This is a genomic window from Pseudomonas sp. Leaf59, assembly GCF_920984685.1.
Taxonomy (GTDB): Bacteria; Pseudomonadota; Gammaproteobacteria; order Pseudomonadales; family Pseudomonadaceae; genus Aquipseudomonas.
Map to the genome: position 1 here is coordinate 53763 of NZ_CAKLBR010000027.1, position 15365 is coordinate 69127.

The 15365-nt window shown below is 63.1% G+C and carries 15 protein-coding genes; 7 read left to right on the top strand and 8 right to left on the bottom strand.

Annotated features, from left to right (window positions below; translation table 11 throughout):
- Window positions 1–35: 35 nt before the first annotated feature.
- From LUB09_RS22090 to LUB09_RS22100, 3 genes are all read right to left on the bottom strand, one after another.
- Entirely contained in the window at window positions 36–677 is a 642-nt protein-coding gene (locus LUB09_RS22090) for a DUF1345 domain-containing protein (protein ID WP_209981449.1), read from the bottom strand.
- 87 nt (window positions 678–764) lie between these two features.
- Window positions 765–3863 carry an efflux RND transporter permease subunit gene (locus LUB09_RS22095; RefSeq protein WP_209981451.1) on the bottom strand — a complete coding sequence of 1033 codons (3099 nt, stop codon included), beginning with the start codon at window positions 3861–3863 and terminating at the stop codon, window positions 765–767.
- 6 nt (window positions 3864–3869) lie between these two features.
- Window positions 3870–5012, bottom strand: coding sequence for an efflux RND transporter periplasmic adaptor subunit (locus LUB09_RS22100; RefSeq protein WP_209981452.1), 1143 nt, complete (start codon window positions 5010–5012; stop codon window positions 3870–3872).
- Between the two features lie 164 nt (window positions 5013–5176).
- Here LUB09_RS22100 and LUB09_RS22105 point away from each other — a divergent pair, with 164 nt between their 5' ends.
- Both LUB09_RS22105 and LUB09_RS22110 read left to right on the top strand, forming a co-directional pair.
- Window positions 5177–5878, top strand: a complete 702-nt coding sequence (locus LUB09_RS22105) for a response regulator transcription factor (RefSeq protein ID WP_209981454.1) — start codon at window positions 5177–5179, stop codon at window positions 5876–5878.
- Window positions 5879–5881: 3 nt separating this feature from the next.
- Window positions 5882–7183, top strand: a complete 1302-nt coding sequence (locus LUB09_RS22110; RefSeq protein WP_231423697.1) for an ATP-binding protein — start codon at window positions 5882–5884, stop codon at window positions 7181–7183.
- Here the strand turns inward: LUB09_RS22110 and LUB09_RS22115 are convergent, their stop codons facing one another.
- The 3 genes from LUB09_RS22115 to LUB09_RS22125 form a co-directional block, all read right to left on the bottom strand.
- A complete protein-coding gene (locus tag LUB09_RS22115) occupies window positions 7184–7852 on the bottom strand; it encodes an anti-sigma factor (protein WP_442964110.1) in 669 nt (222 codons plus the stop codon). It abuts the gene before it with no gap.
- Window positions 7849–8367: a sigma-70 family RNA polymerase sigma factor gene (locus LUB09_RS22120; protein ID WP_209981461.1), complete on the bottom strand. Its 519-nt coding sequence runs from the start codon at window positions 8365–8367 to the stop codon at window positions 7849–7851. Before LUB09_RS22120 ends, LUB09_RS22115 begins: the two co-directional genes overlap by 4 nt.
- A 95-nt stretch (window positions 8368–8462) precedes the next feature.
- Window positions 8463–8984 carry a DUF3455 domain-containing protein gene (locus LUB09_RS22125; protein WP_231423698.1) on the bottom strand — a complete coding sequence of 174 codons (522 nt, stop codon included), beginning with the start codon at window positions 8982–8984 and terminating at the stop codon, window positions 8463–8465.
- A 135-nt stretch (window positions 8985–9119) separates the two neighbouring features.
- Here LUB09_RS22125 and LUB09_RS22130 point away from each other — a divergent pair, with 135 nt between their 5' ends.
- Both LUB09_RS22130 and LUB09_RS22135 read left to right on the top strand, forming a co-directional pair.
- Entirely contained in the window at window positions 9120–9899 is a 780-nt protein-coding gene (locus tag LUB09_RS22130; protein WP_209981465.1) for a class I SAM-dependent methyltransferase, read from the top strand.
- 82 nt (window positions 9900–9981) lie between these two features.
- A complete protein-coding gene (locus LUB09_RS22135; RefSeq protein WP_057010206.1) occupies window positions 9982–10767 on the top strand; it encodes a sulfite exporter TauE/SafE family protein in 786 nt (261 codons plus the stop codon).
- 485 nt (window positions 10768–11252) lie between these two features.
- Here LUB09_RS22135 and LUB09_RS22140 read toward each other — a convergent pair whose 3' ends face one another.
- A complete protein-coding gene (locus LUB09_RS22140; protein ID WP_231423699.1) occupies window positions 11253–12491 on the bottom strand; it encodes an acyl-CoA dehydrogenase family protein in 1239 nt (412 codons plus the stop codon).
- A gap of 99 nt (window positions 12492–12590) precedes the next feature.
- Between LUB09_RS22140 and LUB09_RS22145 the strand changes: the two genes are divergently transcribed.
- Window positions 12591–12731 (top strand): hypothetical protein, encoded by a 141-nt coding sequence (locus LUB09_RS22145; protein WP_231423700.1) that lies wholly within the window; start codon window positions 12591–12593, stop codon window positions 12729–12731.
- A gap of 28 nt (window positions 12732–12759) precedes the next feature.
- Window positions 12760–13845, top strand: a complete 1086-nt coding sequence (sfnG, locus tag LUB09_RS22150) for a dimethylsulfone monooxygenase SfnG (RefSeq protein WP_209981470.1) — start codon at window positions 12760–12762, stop codon at window positions 13843–13845.
- 14 nt (window positions 13846–13859) lie between these two features.
- Here sfnG and map read toward each other — a convergent pair whose 3' ends face one another.
- Entirely contained in the window at window positions 13860–14615 is a 756-nt protein-coding gene (gene map, locus LUB09_RS22155; protein WP_209981471.1) for a type I methionyl aminopeptidase, read from the bottom strand.
- Between the two features lie 308 nt (window positions 14616–14923).
- Between map and LUB09_RS22160 the strand changes: the two genes are divergently transcribed.
- Window positions 14924–15187, top strand: coding sequence for a DUF1652 domain-containing protein (locus LUB09_RS22160; RefSeq protein WP_209981473.1), 264 nt, complete (start codon window positions 14924–14926; stop codon window positions 15185–15187).
- Window positions 15188–15365: the final 178 nt, after the last annotated feature.

Consider the following 15365-nt stretch of genomic DNA (forward strand, 5'->3'; position numbering starts at 1 on the left):
GAAAAGGGGAAGCTCAGGCTTCCCCTTTTTGCGTTTTAACCGAACAACCCTGCAGCAATATTGATCGAAAAACCCAGAATCGCCGTATTGAACAGAAAGCCGATCAGCGATTGCCCCAGCACCACCTTGCGCAGGCTGCGCGTGGCCACGCCCACATCCGAGGTCTGCACCGCCACGCCGATGGTGAACGAGAAATACAGAAAGTCCCAGTAATTGGGCGTACGCAACCCTTCGGCAAAGCGCAGCGCGGGCTCGTCGCCCTCCCAGGTGTAAAAGAGGCGGGCGTAATGCACGCTGAAGATCACCCCGATCAGTAGCCACGAACCGATCACCGTCATCCCGGTGAAACCGTAGTGCAGCAGGCGCGCGGTGCTGTCCAGGTCCTTGATGCCCACCAGATTCAGGGTGATGGTCGCCAGGCTGGCAATCGCGGCGATGCACACCACGAACAGCACCAGCCCGGCGTTCTCGTCTTCGATCTCGGCGATGCGTTTTACGTCGTCGGCGCGCGAGCGGCTGGTCAGCCACAGCATCAGCAGCAGATAGGTCCAGACGCCGGCGTTCCAGCCGATCAGGATTTTGCCGATCAGCGTATCGGCCGGAGCCAGGATGCCGACGGCAACGCCGAGGACGGCGGCGCAGGAAAGGCGAGGGTGGGTGCGGGCAAGGAAGGCCATGGGTGCTCACAACAGGGTAGTTGAGAGCACCATAGCCTATTCGGTTGCACTTGATCATGAACTCGACAGCGAACACCGGGGTGTCGATCAGTCGGGCGTGTGCCGCTTGCGTACCAGCTTCATCACCACCACAAAAAACACCGGCACAAACACCACCGCCAGTGTCGCCGTGATCATCCCGCCAATCACCCCCGTGCCAATCGCCTGCTGGCTCGCCGAACTGGCGCCGGTGGCGATTGCCAGCGGCACCACGCCGAGGATGAACGCCAGCGAAGTCATGATGATCGGCCGCAACCTCAGCCGCGCGGCCTTGAGCGTCGCGCTGATCAGGTCTTCGCCCTGGTCATACAGGTCCTTGGCGAATTCGATGATCAGAATCGCGTTCTTCGCCGACAGGCCGATGATGGTGATCAGGCCAACCTTGAAGAACACATCGTTGGGCATGCCGCGCAAGGTCACCGCCAGCACTGCGCCGAGCACGCCCAGCGGCACCACCAGCAGCACCGATGTCGGGATCGACCAGCTTTCATACAAGGCTGCCAGGCACAGGAACACGATCAGCAGCGACAGGCCCAGCAGGATCGGCGCCTGGGAGCCGGACAAGCGCTCCTGCAACGACAGGCCGGTCCATTCCTGGCCCAGGCCGGCGGGCAACTGGCTGACCAGGCGCTGGATTTCCGCCATCGCCTCGCCGGTGCTGTGCCCCGGTGCGGCTTCGCCGGTGATCGCGATAGCGGGGTAACCGTTGTAGCGGGTCAACTGCGCCGGGCCCTGGGTCCACCGGGCTTCGACAAACGCCGACAACGGCACCATCTTGCCGTCCTTGTTGCGCACGTTGATTTTCATCAAGTCCGCCACCTGGCTGCGCTGATCGCCTTCGGCCTGCACCACCACCCGCTGCATGCGGCCCTGGTTGGGGAAGTCGTTGACATACGCCGAACCGATCGCCGAGGACAACACATTGCCCACATCGGCAAACGATACCCCCAGCGCATTGGCCTGCTTGCGGTCCACTTCGAGCTGCACCTGCGGCGCCTCGGCCAGGGCGCTTTCACGCACGTTGGCCAGGATCGGGCTTTTTGCCGCCGCATTGAGCAGGTCGGTCCGCGCCGCCATCAACGCTGCGTGGCCGACGCCGCCACGGTCCTGCAGACGAAACTCGAAGCCGCTGGAGGTGCCCAGGCCGTCAACCGGCGGCGGCAGCACTGCGAAGGCAATCGCGTCCTTGAGGCCGCCAAAGGCCGCGTTGGCGCGATTGGCAATCGATGCCGCGGAGGCATCGGCGCCGCGGTCCGACCAATCCTTGAGCGTGGTAAACGCCAACGCCGCGTTTTGCCCTGAGCCGGAGAAACTGAAGCCCATGATCATGGTGGTATCGCCCACGCCGGTCTCGGTGGCGTTGTGTGCTTCGATCTGCTCGGCCACCTGCACCGTGCGGTTCTTGCTTGCGCCCGGCGGCAGTTGGATGTCGGTGATGGTGTAGCCCTGGTCCTCCACCGGCAGGAACGAGGAGGGCAGGCGCGTGAACATCCAGCCCAGGCCCACCAGCAACACCAGATAGATCAGCAGGTAACGCCCGCTGCGCTTGAGCGCATAGGTCACCCAGCCTTCGTAGCGGTCGGTGAGTTGTTCAAAACGTTTGTTGAACCAGCCGAAGAAACCGCCCTTGGCATGGTGCTCGCCCTTGGCGATCGGTTTGAGCAAGGTGGCGCAGAGGGCCGGGGTCAAGGTCAGCGCCAGGAACGCCGAGAACAGGATCGAGGTGGCCATCGACAGCGAGAACTGCTGGTAGATCACCCCCACCGAGCCTTTCATGAAGGCCATCGGCAGGAACACCGCCACCAGCACCAGGGTGATGCCGATGATGGCGCCGGTGATCTGGCCCATGGCTTTTTTCGTCGCGTCCTTGGGCGACAGGCCTTCGCTGACCATGATGCGCTCGACGTTCTCCACCACCACAATCGCATCGTCCACCAGGATGCCAATCGCCAGCACCATGCCGAACATGGTCAGCACGTTGATCGAGAAGCCCAGCACCAGCATGGTGGCGAAGGTGCCCATCAAGGCAATCGGTACCACCAGGGTGGGGATCAGCGTGTAGCGCACGTTCTGCAGGAACAGAAACATCACCGCAAACACCAGCGCCATGGCTTCGAGCAGGGTGTAGACCACTTTGGTGATCGAGACCTTGACGAACGGCGAGGTGTCGTACGGGATCTTGTATTCCACATTGGCCGGGAAATAGCGCGACAGCTCGTCCATCTTGGCGCGCACCAGGGTCGCGGTGTTCAACGAGTTGGCGCCCGGCGACAGTTGCACACTCACGGCGGTGGACGGCTTGCCGTTCAGGCGCGTGGAGAACTGGTATTCCTGGCTGCCGACTTCCACCCGCGCCACATCGCCGACACGTACGGTGGAACCGTCCGGGTTGGCCTTGAGCACGATGTCGGCGAATTCCTGCGGCGTCGACAGCTGGCCCTTGACCAGAATCGCTGCGGTGATTTCCTGGGTGTTGGTGCCCGGCAGGTCGCCGATGCTGCCGGGGGCAACCTGGGCGTTCTGCGCGGCAATCGCGGCGTTGACGTCGGCCGGCGTGAGGTTGAAGCCGATCAGTTTCTGCGGGTCGATCCAGATGCGCATCGCCCGTTCCGAGCCATACAGCTGCGCCTTGCCCACGCCGTCCAGGCGCTTGAGCTCGTTCATCACGTTGCGCGCCAGGTAATCGCTGAGCGCGGTGTCATCGAGCTTGCCGTCATTGGAGGTCAGGGTCACCAGCAGCAGGAAGCCGGCGGAGACTTTCTGCACCTGCAGGCCTTGCTGGGTAACGGCCTGGGGCAGGCGCGGCTCTACCGCTTTGAGGCGGTTTTGCACATCCACCTGGGCCATCTCGGGGTTGGTGCCCGGCTGAAAGGTGGCGGTAATGGTGGCCGAGCCCAGGCTGCTCTGGGATTCGAAATACAGCAGGTGGTCGGTGCCGTTGAGCTCCTGCTCGATCAGGCTGACCACGCTCTGGTCCAGGGTCTGGGCCGAGGCGCCCGGGTACACCGCGTAGATTTCGACTTTCGGCGGCGCGACGTCAGGGTACTGCGCCACCGGCAACTGCGGGATGGCCAGCGCACCGGCCAGCAGGATAAACAGGGCCACCACCCAGGCGAACACCGGGCGGTCGATAAAGAACTGCGGCATGGCGGGTTATTCCTTCACGAGCGGGCTGGCGTCGACTTCAACGGTGTCACCGGGACGCGCGTGTTGCAGGCCTTCGACGACGATACGGTCGCCCGGCTTGAGGCCGCTGCTGACGATCCAGCGATCACCGATTACCGAGCCCAGCTCCACCGGCTGCTGGCTGACTTTCTGCTCGGCGTCCAGCAGCAGCACCATCGGGATACCGGCGCTGTCGCGGGTGATGGCGCGTTGCGGCACGCTGATGCCTTGCCGGTCGACGGCCTGTTCCAGGCGCACCCGCACAAAGCTGCCGGGCAGCAGGTCGAGGTCCGGGTTGGGGAACTCGCTGCGCAGGATGATTTGCCCGGTGCCGGGGTCGACGCTGATCTCGGCGAACAGCAATTTGCCCGGCAGCGGGTACAGGCTGCCGTCGTCCAGAATCAAGGTGGCCCTGGCCTGGTCCTGGCCGACCTGCTTGAGGCTGCCGGCGCGGAAGGCGCGGCGCAGGTCGTTGAGCTCGCGGGTGGACTGGGTGAGGTCGGCGTGAATCGGGTCCAGTTGCTGGATGGTCGCCAGCGGCGTGGCTTCGTTCTGGCCGACCAGCGCACCTTCGGTGACCAGCGCACGGCCGATGCGTCCGGAAATCGGTGCGGTGACGGTGGCATAGCCCAGGTTCAGGCGGGCGCGGTCGACGGCGGCTTTCTGCGCGGCAACCTCGGCGCTGGTCTGGCGCACGGCGGCGCGGGCATTGTCGTAGTCCTGGCCGCTGATCGCGTTGCCTTCCACCAGTTGGCTATAGCGCTGCGCTTGCAAGCGCGCCTGGAAGGCGTTGGCCTCAGCCTTGCTCAGGTTGGCCTGGGCGCTGTCGAGGTCGGCCTTGAACGGTGCCGGGTCGATGCGAAACAGCACATCGCCCTGTTTCACGTCATGGCCTTCCTTGAACACACGCTGCAGCACCACACCGGCCACCCGGGCGCGCACCTCGGCAATGCGCGGCGCGGCGATGCGCCCGCTCAGTTCGTTGGTGATGGACAGTGGCTTGGCCTGCAGGGTTTCGATGCGCACTTTGGCCAGGGGCATTTGCGGCGCCTTGGCCGTGGACTTTTCACAGGCGCTCAGCGCCAGTGTGAGTGCCAACAGGCAGAATGGCGCAAACAGATTCTTCGACATGCTCTTATCCCAATATTGACTGGCGCATCCTAAGGTCACCGGCGCCGTGGTGCTGTAAAGCTGTGTAGGTGGTGTGTGAAGAAATGTAAGGTGCAGCCCACTGTGGGCCGAGGGCGTATATCCTTGCACAATCCTGCAAAGCCGTACTATTTGGAAACATCTTGATGCCGAACATTCTGCTGGTGGAAGACGACGCCGCGCTCTCCGAGCTGATTGCCAGCTATCTGGAACGCAACGGCTATCAAGTCAGTGTGCTCAGCCGTGGCGATCAGGTGCGTGAACGGGCGCGCCTGAACCCGCCGGACCTGGTGATTCTCGACCTGATGCTGCCCGGCCTCGACGGCCTGCAGGTATGCCGCCTGCTGCGCGCCGACTCTGCGGGCCTGCCGATCCTGATGCTCACCGCCCGCGACGACAGCCACGACCAGGTGCTGGGCCTGGAGATGGGCGCCGACGACTACGTGACCAAACCCTGCGAGCCGCGCGTGTTGCTGGCGCGGGTGCGCACCCTGTTACGGCGCAGCAGTTTATCCGAACCGCAGGCGGCCAACGACCAGATCATCATGGGCAACCTGTGCATCGACCTGTCGGAGCGCACCGTCACCTGGCGCGAGCAGCCGGTGGAGTTGTCCAGCGGTGAATACAACCTGCTGGTGGTGCTGGCGCGCCATGCCGGCGAAGTGCTCAGCCGCGACCAGATCCTGCAGCGCCTGCGCGGCATCGAATTCAACGGCACCGACCGTTCGGTGGACGTGGCCATCTCCAAGCTGCGCCGCAAGTTCGACGATCATGCCGGCGAAGCCCGCAAGATCAAGACTGTGTGGGGCAAGGGCTACCTGTTCAGCCGCTCCGAGTGGGAATGCTGAGCCATGTTTCGTGTCCTGCTGCGCCTCTACCTCATCACCATCGTCACCTACAGTGCGGCGATCTATCTGATTCCCAAACTGACGGTGCAGTTGTTCGAGCATCGCTACCTGGATTACAACATCGAGCAGTCGCGCGGCCAGCAAAAGCTGATCGTCAAACAGTACCTGCGTGCACCGGTGGAGCGCTGGTCGCAGGTGACCGAACAATTGGACCGCGACTTTGCCCCGCAGAAAGTACATCTATTGCTGCGTAAGGACGCCAGCTTCACGCCGGCCGAAGAGAAGCTGCTGGAGCAGGGCAAACCGGTGGTCCGCCTGGGCGAATGGGGCTGGATGGGGGAAATCAGTTCGCCGATCAACGACCAGTTCGTGGTCAAGCTGACCATCCCCGACGACCCGCTGGACATCAACCTGTTGTACTGGTCGATGAACGTGCTGGTGGGCGGTGCGCTGCTGGCCTGCCTGCTGGTGTGGCTGCGTCCGCACTGGCGTGACCTGGAGCGTCTGAAAAACACCGCTGCGCAGTTGGGCATGGGCAACCTGTCTGAACGCACGCACATCCCGCCCAGTTCCAACATCGGCGGTCTGGCTGCGGTGTTCGACACCATGGCCGGTGACATCGAACGGCTGCTCAACCAGCAGCGCGACTTGCTCAACGCCGTCTCCCACGAGTTGCGCACGCCCTTGACCCGGCTGGATTTCGGCCTGGCGCTGGCATTGTCCGAAGACATGCCCCAGGCCGGGCGCGAGCGCCTGCAGGGGCTGGTCGCGCATATTCGTGAGCTGGACGAGTTGGTGCTGGAACTGCTGTCCTACAGCCGCCTGCAGAATCCGGCGCAATTGCCGGAGCGCGTGGAGGTGATGCTCGACGAGTTTATCGACAGCGTGCTGGGCAGCATCGACGATGAGCTGGCAAACCCCGCGATTGTGATCGACGTATCGCTCGACTGCGCAGTGGAGCGCTTCAGCCTCGACCCGCGCCTCACCGCGCGGGCGCTGCAGAACCTGCTGCGCAACGCCACGCGTTACTGCGACGCGCGTATCCAGGTGAGCGTCAGGGTGGACGCCGAGGGCTGTGAAATCTGCGTGGATGACGATGGCATCGGCATTCCCCGGGACCAGCGTGAACGCATCTTCGAGCCGTTCTACCGCCTGGACCGCAGCCGCGACCGTGCCACCGGCGGCTTTGGCCTGGGCCTGGCGATCAGCCGGCGCGCCCTGGAAGCCCAGGGCGGCAGCCTGATCGCCGAGGCGTCACCGTTGGGCGGCGCGCGTTTTCGCGTGTGGTTGCCCACTGTCGGTTGATCACAGCACCTTGACCGCGCGGCCGATGGCCTGGATCGGCCCGGTCGGTTTGCCGGTGGGCGAGCCGCGCGGGTCTTCCAGGGTCAGTTCGAACAACTGGTTTGGCGCAAGCGGCGGCAACCGGTCCAGCGGCACCGACAGCGTTTGCCCGGGCTTGACCAGCCCCAGGGACACCGGGCCCTGCCAGCCGTCGCCCTTGGTCCAGAACTGCAATGCCTTGTCGGCGGGCACTTGCATCACCCCCAAAGGAATCAACTGGATCTGCTGATTGCTGCTTGCCTGGATCACCCAGCCGGGCGCCTGGCTTTGCGGCGCCACCAGCACCACCACAAAACTCGGCTCGGCGAGGGGCGCACGGACCAGCAACAGCGTTGCCAGCACCATGCTCGCCGCCAATCCTGCAGCGGCAAGGCCACGCCAAACGGCCAGCAGGTTCCACCACGGCACGCGCGGGGCGGGCACGGCGAGCGTCTGCTGAATGCGTCGCCACAGGTGCTGCGATGGCGCCACCGGCGCCGCCAGCGCCGTCAGCGGCAACAGGCGTTGCTCCCAGGCATCCACCGCCGCGCGCAGGTCGGCGTCATGCCCGAGTCGTTGTTCGACCTCGGCGCGCTGCGCCAGAGGCAGAGTGCCCAAGACGTATTCGCCAGCCAGTTCTTCAGTGTTCATGTCATGCACTCCCGCAAGGCGGCGAGGCTGCGTTTGATCCACGCTTTGACGGTGCCCAGCGGAGTGCCGAGTGCCTGCGCGATTTCGCTGTGGGAATAGCCGTCGACATAGGCATGCAGGATGCAACGGCGACGGGCCGGGTCGAGCCGCTCCAGGCAGGTGTGGATCTGCCCGGAACGTGCGGGGAATTCAAAGGTTTCAGCCGGTTCTGCCAGTGGCTCGTGCTCTTCGCTCAGTGGTACGTCGCGGGCGGTCCTGCGCACCACGTTCAGCGCCTGGTGGCGGGTCACGCTGTACACCCAGCCGCGTGCCGAACCTCTGCCGGGGTCAAAACCTGCAGCGCCGTGCCAGATCCTGATAAACGCGTCATGCACGGTATCTTCGGCCAGCGCCTTGTCGCGCACGATGCGCAACGCCACGCCGAGCAAGCGGCTGCTTTCCTGCTCATACAAGCGGCGCAAGGCCTGTTGATCGCCACGGGCACAAGCCAGCAGGCAGGCGTCGTAATCAAACAAATGATGTCCCCAGCACAAACCTTCTGCAGGCGCGACCAACCTCGCTCCTGCAGAAGGAAACGGTGATATTCCTCCGGCAGCGTAGCTGAATTTACTCAGCTGGCTGACCAGAAGAGATAGTCCGCCTGGTATTTCACCACTTCCTGCTGGCCTTTATTGGCAGCGGTGCACGCGCTGCTCGGCGCAACGCCACCTTTGAGTGCCACCCGCTGGATGTAACTGACGCCGCTCATGGCGCCCTTGCCCTCGGCCGGGTTGGCCTTGACCAGTTGATACGGCAGGTTGCCGGGGCTCGACGGCGCCACGGCCAACTGCGTGCCGGTGATTTTCGAGCCATCCTTGGCCTGCCAGGTCGCAGGCGGGCCGAAATAGGTGCCGACCGGTTTGCCGCTGCGGTCATTCAGCACGGCCTTGGGGCCGACGAAGGTCCATTCGGTTTCACCGGCAGCGCTGGCCTTGTCGCGGCATTCGTAGGTGATTTCGCCGACGCCGGTGGTCTCCATCGACACTGTGTGTCCAGCCGGCACCTTGATGCTGTCGGGCAGGTTGGTCTGGGCGAATGCCGCAGGGCTTGAGGCCAGCAAACCGGTCAGGCAGAGCAGGGCTTTTGCGTTCATGGTGTTTCTCCATTGAGTAGAACAGCAGGGTTGCTGCAGGTACTACCCAGGCGCGCGGCGATTGGATGCACGCATTAGAAAATAAAAGCGAGGAGGCGCACACTGTGGCCCCGCTTTACCCGAAGAGAGATTGCCATGACTGGTGTTCACACGTCCGCTCAACAAGGTTTCTCGACTCAGGCCGCGACCTACGCACAGGGCCGGCCGAACTATCCACGCCAGCTCACCGGCTGGCTCGCCGATACCTTGCGCATCAATGCGCAGTCGACAGTGATCGACCTGGGCGCCGGCACGGGCAAGTTCACCCGCCTGGTCAGCACCCTGGCACCTGCGTTGATCGCGGTGGAGCCGGTGGCGCAGATGGGCGCGCAGTTAGCCAGGCTGCTACCGGATGTGCGGCTGGTCAACGGCACCGCCGAAAGCATCCCGCTGGCCACGGCAAGTGCCGATGCGGTGGTCTGCGCCCAGGCCTTTCACTGGTTCTCCACCCAGGCTGCGCTGGCGGAGATTCACCGCGTGCTCAAACCCGACGGATGCCTGGGGCTGGTGTGGAATGTGCGCGATGAATCGGTGGATTGGGTGGCGGCGATCACCGAAATCATCACGCCGTATGAGGGCGATACACCGCGCTTTCACAGCGGGCATTGGCGCGAGGCCTTCACCGGTGAGTATTTTTCCTCACTCGACATGACGTGTTTTCCCTACCGTCATGTCGGCAGCCCCCAGGAGGTGATCATCGATCGCTTCCTGTCCGTGAGTTTCATCGCTGCGTTGCCTGCACCGGACAAAGCCCGGGTCAGCGCACAATTGCGCACGCTGATCGACACCCATCCAGCCCTGAAAGGTCGCGATACGGTGGCCTTTCCTTACCGGACCGAGGCGTACGCGTGTCGCCGACTGGCGCAAAAGGCATAAAGTCAGATCACATTGATATAAGTGGTTATAAGAAAAATCGCTATCCTGCCGCCAGAAATTTATAAGGCCGCAGGTAGCGTTAATGGATGTGGGAAATATTGGTTTTGTGGTTGCCGGCCTGATCGTGGGGTTTATCGTGGGCATGACCGGCGTCGGCGGGGGCTCGCTGATGACGCCGATCCTGTTGTGGTTTGGCATCAACCCGGCCACCGCCGTGGGCACCGACCTGTTATACGCGGCCATCACCAAGTCCGGTGGCGTGCTGGTGCACAGCCGGAACAAAAACATCGACTGGACCATCACCGGCTGGCTCACCCTGGGCAGCGTGCCGGCGGTGTTGCTGACCCTGTGGTTCCTCGCCAGCCTGCACACCGACCCCACTGCGATGAACGCGGTGATCAAGCAGGCCCTGGGCGTGGTGCTGCTGCTCACGGCCCTGGCGATCCTGTTCAAGCAACGCCTGTTGGCCTTCGCCCAGCGCCATGCCGGCGATGATTACCACATGAGCCCGCGCAACCTGAACGGGCTGACGGTGGTCACCGGCGCGATTCTCGGCACCATGGTCGCGCTCACGTCCATTGGCGCAGGCGCCCTCGGCACGGTGGCGCTGTTTATTCTTTATCCGTTCCTCGCCACGCGCCGTCTGGTCGGCACCGAAATCGCCCATGCCGTGCCCCTGACGCTGGTCGCAGGTCTTGGCCATGCGAGCATGGGCAACATGGACTGGCACCTGCTGGGCTTTTTGCTGATGGGCTCGCTGCCGGGCATTTACCTGGGCAGCCACATGACCGGCAGGATCCCGGACGGCGTATTGCGCCCGTGCCTGGCGATCATGTTGATGGCCGTCGGCTACAAACTCGCGTTCTAATCGGCACACCCTTCAAGTGTGGGAGTGAGTAGGCCCAGGCAACCACACTCCAATGGCGAGCGGGCTTGCCCTAATGCCGTTCAGTTAAACGCAGATTCCCTGTGGCGAGCAGGCTTGTCCTGCGTTGGGCTGCGCAGCAGCCCCAAAACCAGACGCTGAGCCGTATCAGGTACACCGCGTTTTGCTTGATTGGGAGCGCTTCGCAGCCCAACGCGGGGCAAGCCCTAATGCCGTTCAGTTAAGCACAGATTCCCTGTGGCGAGCAGGCTTGTCCTGCGTTGGGCTGCGTAGCAGCCCCAAAGCCAGGCGCTGAGCCGTATCAGGTACACCGCGTTTTGCTTGATTGGGGGCGCTTCGCACCCCAACGCGGGGCAAGCCCGCTCGCCACGACAGGCCCGCTTGCCACGACAGGCCCGTTCGCCGCGACAAGCGCGCTCGCCACAGAGGTTCCAGGTCGAGCTTCCAGCATTCGATCCTGTAGGGTTTCAGGCTTGTTTCGGGCCATTACCGATCTGCCACACGAACGGCGGTTCGCTGCCGTTGATCACCCAATCGCCGACAATCCGCGCCTTATAGATCACCGGGTTGTGTGACGACACCGTGCGTGCGTTGCGCCAGTGCCGGTCCAGCGCCTTGCCCTGACGCACATCCGAGGCGCCCAGCGCATTGAACAATTGGCTGGTGGCGCGCTGGATCAGTTCCGAGACCACCACTTGCGCCGTCGCCGATTCAATCTCGGCGGCCACATTGGCGTCACGCTCTGCGGCATCGTCCCCGCCGAACCGTGCCAGGTAGGCGCGTTGCGCCGGCACCGCCGCTTTCAGCGCGCTGGCCTCGGCGGCATACACGAGCGCGGCGACTTCACCCACCACCTGTTGCACCTGCGCGTCCTGGCTGACATGCGCGGCATTGCCATGGCTATAGATGCGTTTGCGGTCACGCACCTGCCGGGCCACATCATTGAGCGCCGCTCGGCCGATGCCGGCCAGGGTTGCCAACAGGACTAACTGGTAGAACGCGGTCTGGTATTTGAAGCGGGTGGCAAAGTCGATCACGTCCTGCGCTTGCACCACCGCATCGGTAAACCGCGTGGTGCCGCTGCCGGTGGTGCGCTGGCCGAAACCGTCCCAGTCATCGCTTTGCACCACGCCGGGCTGGCGGGTGCGGGTGGCGGCGATCACGTCGCCGCCTGTATCGCTGCGCCGCGCATACACGTCGATCCAGTCAGAGAAAATACTGCCGGTGCTGTAGAACTTCTCACCATTGAGTGTCCACTGCTCGCCGTCGGGGCTGACCTGGGTGGCCACGTCGCCAATCGCCACCGTGCCGATTTCGGTCCAGGCGCAGCCGACGATATCGCCGTCGACAAACCGTTTGAACCACAGGTCGCGCCCGGCGCTCGGTGGTGCGTTCAGGCGGTCTTCGGCAAACGCAAAATGCCCGCGCAGGGCCTGGGGCACGTTGGAGTCGGCAGCCGCCAGCTCGATCAGCAGTTCAAACAACTGCGGCAACGAAGCGCCGCCGCCGCCATATTCCACCGGCACGCGCACTGCGCCGAAACCGGCCTGCTTGAGCCACTGGATCGGTTCATGGGGCAGGGTGCGCGTGTGTTCGCGCTCAAGCGCGCCCTCGGCGATACGCTCAAAGATCGGCCGGAAACGGGCGGCCAGTGTCGGGTAGTCGACGCCGATGGACAACGGGTTGATGACGTGGTGTTCGGTCATGGGGGACGGCTCCTGGGCAGTGATCATGTGCGAGGGGGATTGCACACTCCGTGCCGGGTGCGACAGCCCGTGTTTACGGGGGGCAGGTGCCATTGACTGTTGCGCCAGCAACAGTGGATCGACAAACCGGCGCAATCGGTGACAGTGTCCGGTGGCTATGCCCGGTGCCCGTTTTGCGGGCGCAACCCTTGTGCGCCGGGCCTTTACCGAGGCCTGGCACGCTTGCTGCTCAAGGCTTGATACATCCCTGTGTGCGAGGAACCTCAAGATGAGTCAGCAAGCCGTGAAATTTGCCTATTGGGTGCCTAACGTCAGCGGTGGGCTGGTGGTGAGCAAGATCGAACAGCGCACCCACTGGGGCATCGACTACAACCGCAAACTGGCGCAACTGGCCGAAGCCGCCGGCTTCGAATATGGCCTGACCCAGATCCGCTTCACGGCGGGTTATGGCGCCGACAACCAGCACGAATCGGTGGCATTCAGTCACGCCCTGCTGGCCGCGACCACCAAACTCAAGGTGATTGCCGCGATCCTGCCGGGCCCCTGGCAGCCGGCGCTGGCGGCCAAGCAATTGGCGACCATCGACCAGCTCACCAACGGCCGCATCGCGGTGAATATCGTCAGCGGCTGGTTCAAGGGCGAGTTCCAGGCCATCGGCGAGCACTGGCTGGAGCACGACGAACGCTATCGCCGCTCGGAAGAATTCATTCGTGCGCTCAAAGGCATCTGGTCGCAGGACAATTTCACTTTCAGAGGCGACTTCTATCGCTTCGACAACTACACCCTCAAGCCCAAGCCACTGGGCCAGCCTGAGGTGTTCCAGGGCGGCAGCTCAAGGGCCGCGCGGGACATGGCGGCGCGGGTGTCGGACTGGTACTTCACCAACGGCAACACGCCCGAAGGCATCCAGGCCCAGGTCAACGATATTCGCACCAAGGCCGCGGCCAACAACCATTCGGTCAAGGTGGGTGTGAACGCTTTTATCATTGCCCGCGACACCGAAGAAGAAGCCCGTGCGGTACTTGCGGAAATCATCGACAAGGCCGACCCGGAGGCAGTCAACGCCTTTGGCGATGCGGCCAAACAGGCGGGCAGGGCCTCACCGGAAGGCGAGGGCAACTGGGCCAAGTCCAGCTTTGCCGACCTGGTGCAGTACAACGACGGCTTCAAGACCAACCTGATCGGCACGCCACAGCAAATCGCCGAGCGCATCGTGGCGCTCAAGGCGGTGGGTGTGGACCTGATACTGGCCGGGTTTCTGCACTTTCAGGAAGAAGTCGAGTACTTCGGCCAGCGCGTGCTGCCCCTGGTGCGTGAGCTGGAAGCCAAGGCCGGCATCAAACAGGTGGCCTGAGGTGAACGCAGGGGTCAGGGCAGGGCCTGCAAGGTCAGCACCTCGAACCCCTGCGCCGTCACCGCGACGGTGTGTTCCCACTGCGCCGACAGGCTGTTGTCCTGGGTCACGACCGTCCAGCCATCCTTGAGGTTGCGTACCTTGGCGCTGCCCTGGTTGAGCATCGGCTCGATGGTGAACACCATGCCTTCACGCAATTGCAGGCCGGTGCCGGGGCGGCCGACATGCAGGATCTGCGGTTCTTCGTGCATGTCGCGGCCGATGCCGTGGCCGCAGTATTCACGCACCACGCTGTAGCCGTTGGCTTGCGCATGGCTCTGGATCGCGTGGCCGATATCGCCCAGGTGTGCGCCGGGTTTGACCTGGCGAATACCTTCCCACATCGCCTCGAAGGTCTTGTCCACCAGCCGCCGTGCCTTGGGCGCCACGTTACCGATCATGTACATCTTGCTGGAGTCGGCAATAAAGCCGCCTTTTTCCAGGGTGATATCGATATTGATGATGTCGCCGTCCTTGAGCACGTCCCTGGCATTGGGCATGCCGTGGCATACCACCTCGTTGATCGATGTATTGATGGAGAAGGGATAATCGTATTGCCCAAGGCTGGCCGGGCGCGCCTGCAGGTCGTTACGGATGAAGGCTTCGACGGCGGCGTCCAGTTCCAGGGTGGAGCGGCCGGCGGCGACGAAGCCGTCGAGCAGGGTAAACACCTCGGCCAGCAGGCGCCCGGCTTCGCGCATCACGGCAAGTTGTGCGGGAGTTTTGATCATTGTCTGCGGGACGACCTCAGGGTTAAAAGTTTGCTATATATTTCTGCAAGTTTAACCTGTTTAACCGAGTTTGCCGGGTTAAACGTTTAATCGAAGTCGTTCGGCGATAATTCAGGGCACTGCGATAGTTCCAGATTCAGTTATGTAAACGACGCCTCAGCTTATGAGGAAAAGTTACAACGCGCGTCAGTTTTGCCGAGTACGCTCATTAAGTGAAAGCGTCTTCCAGGGTTGGCAGGACGCGGCGGGGACCTGCCCGCCAGACACATAACAATCAGTTGGCAGTCTCATAAAAGGAGAGGTTAGCCATGCTTTCGGAACTGGAACTACGCAGCATTATTGAAGGAAGTTTTCTGCCCAAGCGGTGTGAATGCATCAAAGCCGAAGACGCGTCGCTGACGATCAAAGTGTATGACGAGCGTGATCGTGACCGAGTGGATCTGGAAGTCAAAGGCATCAATGCCGACAAGCTCGACAGCAGCCGCGCCATTTGCAACCTGATCACCGGGTTGCGCGAAGACCTCAAGCACACGCAGGAACCTGTCAAACGTATGGGGTCGATTTATCGATGACCCGCAGGCTCGGTTAAACGCCGAGCCCCTGTCAGAACGGCGGTTGCCGTTCTTTTTTTTGGTGCGCCAGGCATGGCGCGTTGCGCGAAGCGCAACCAGTTTGGCTGTGGTGGCCACGCTGGTGACTTGGAGGTGAAAGTCCTCTACACACCCGGCAAGGGGAAGTGTTAGCCAGAGG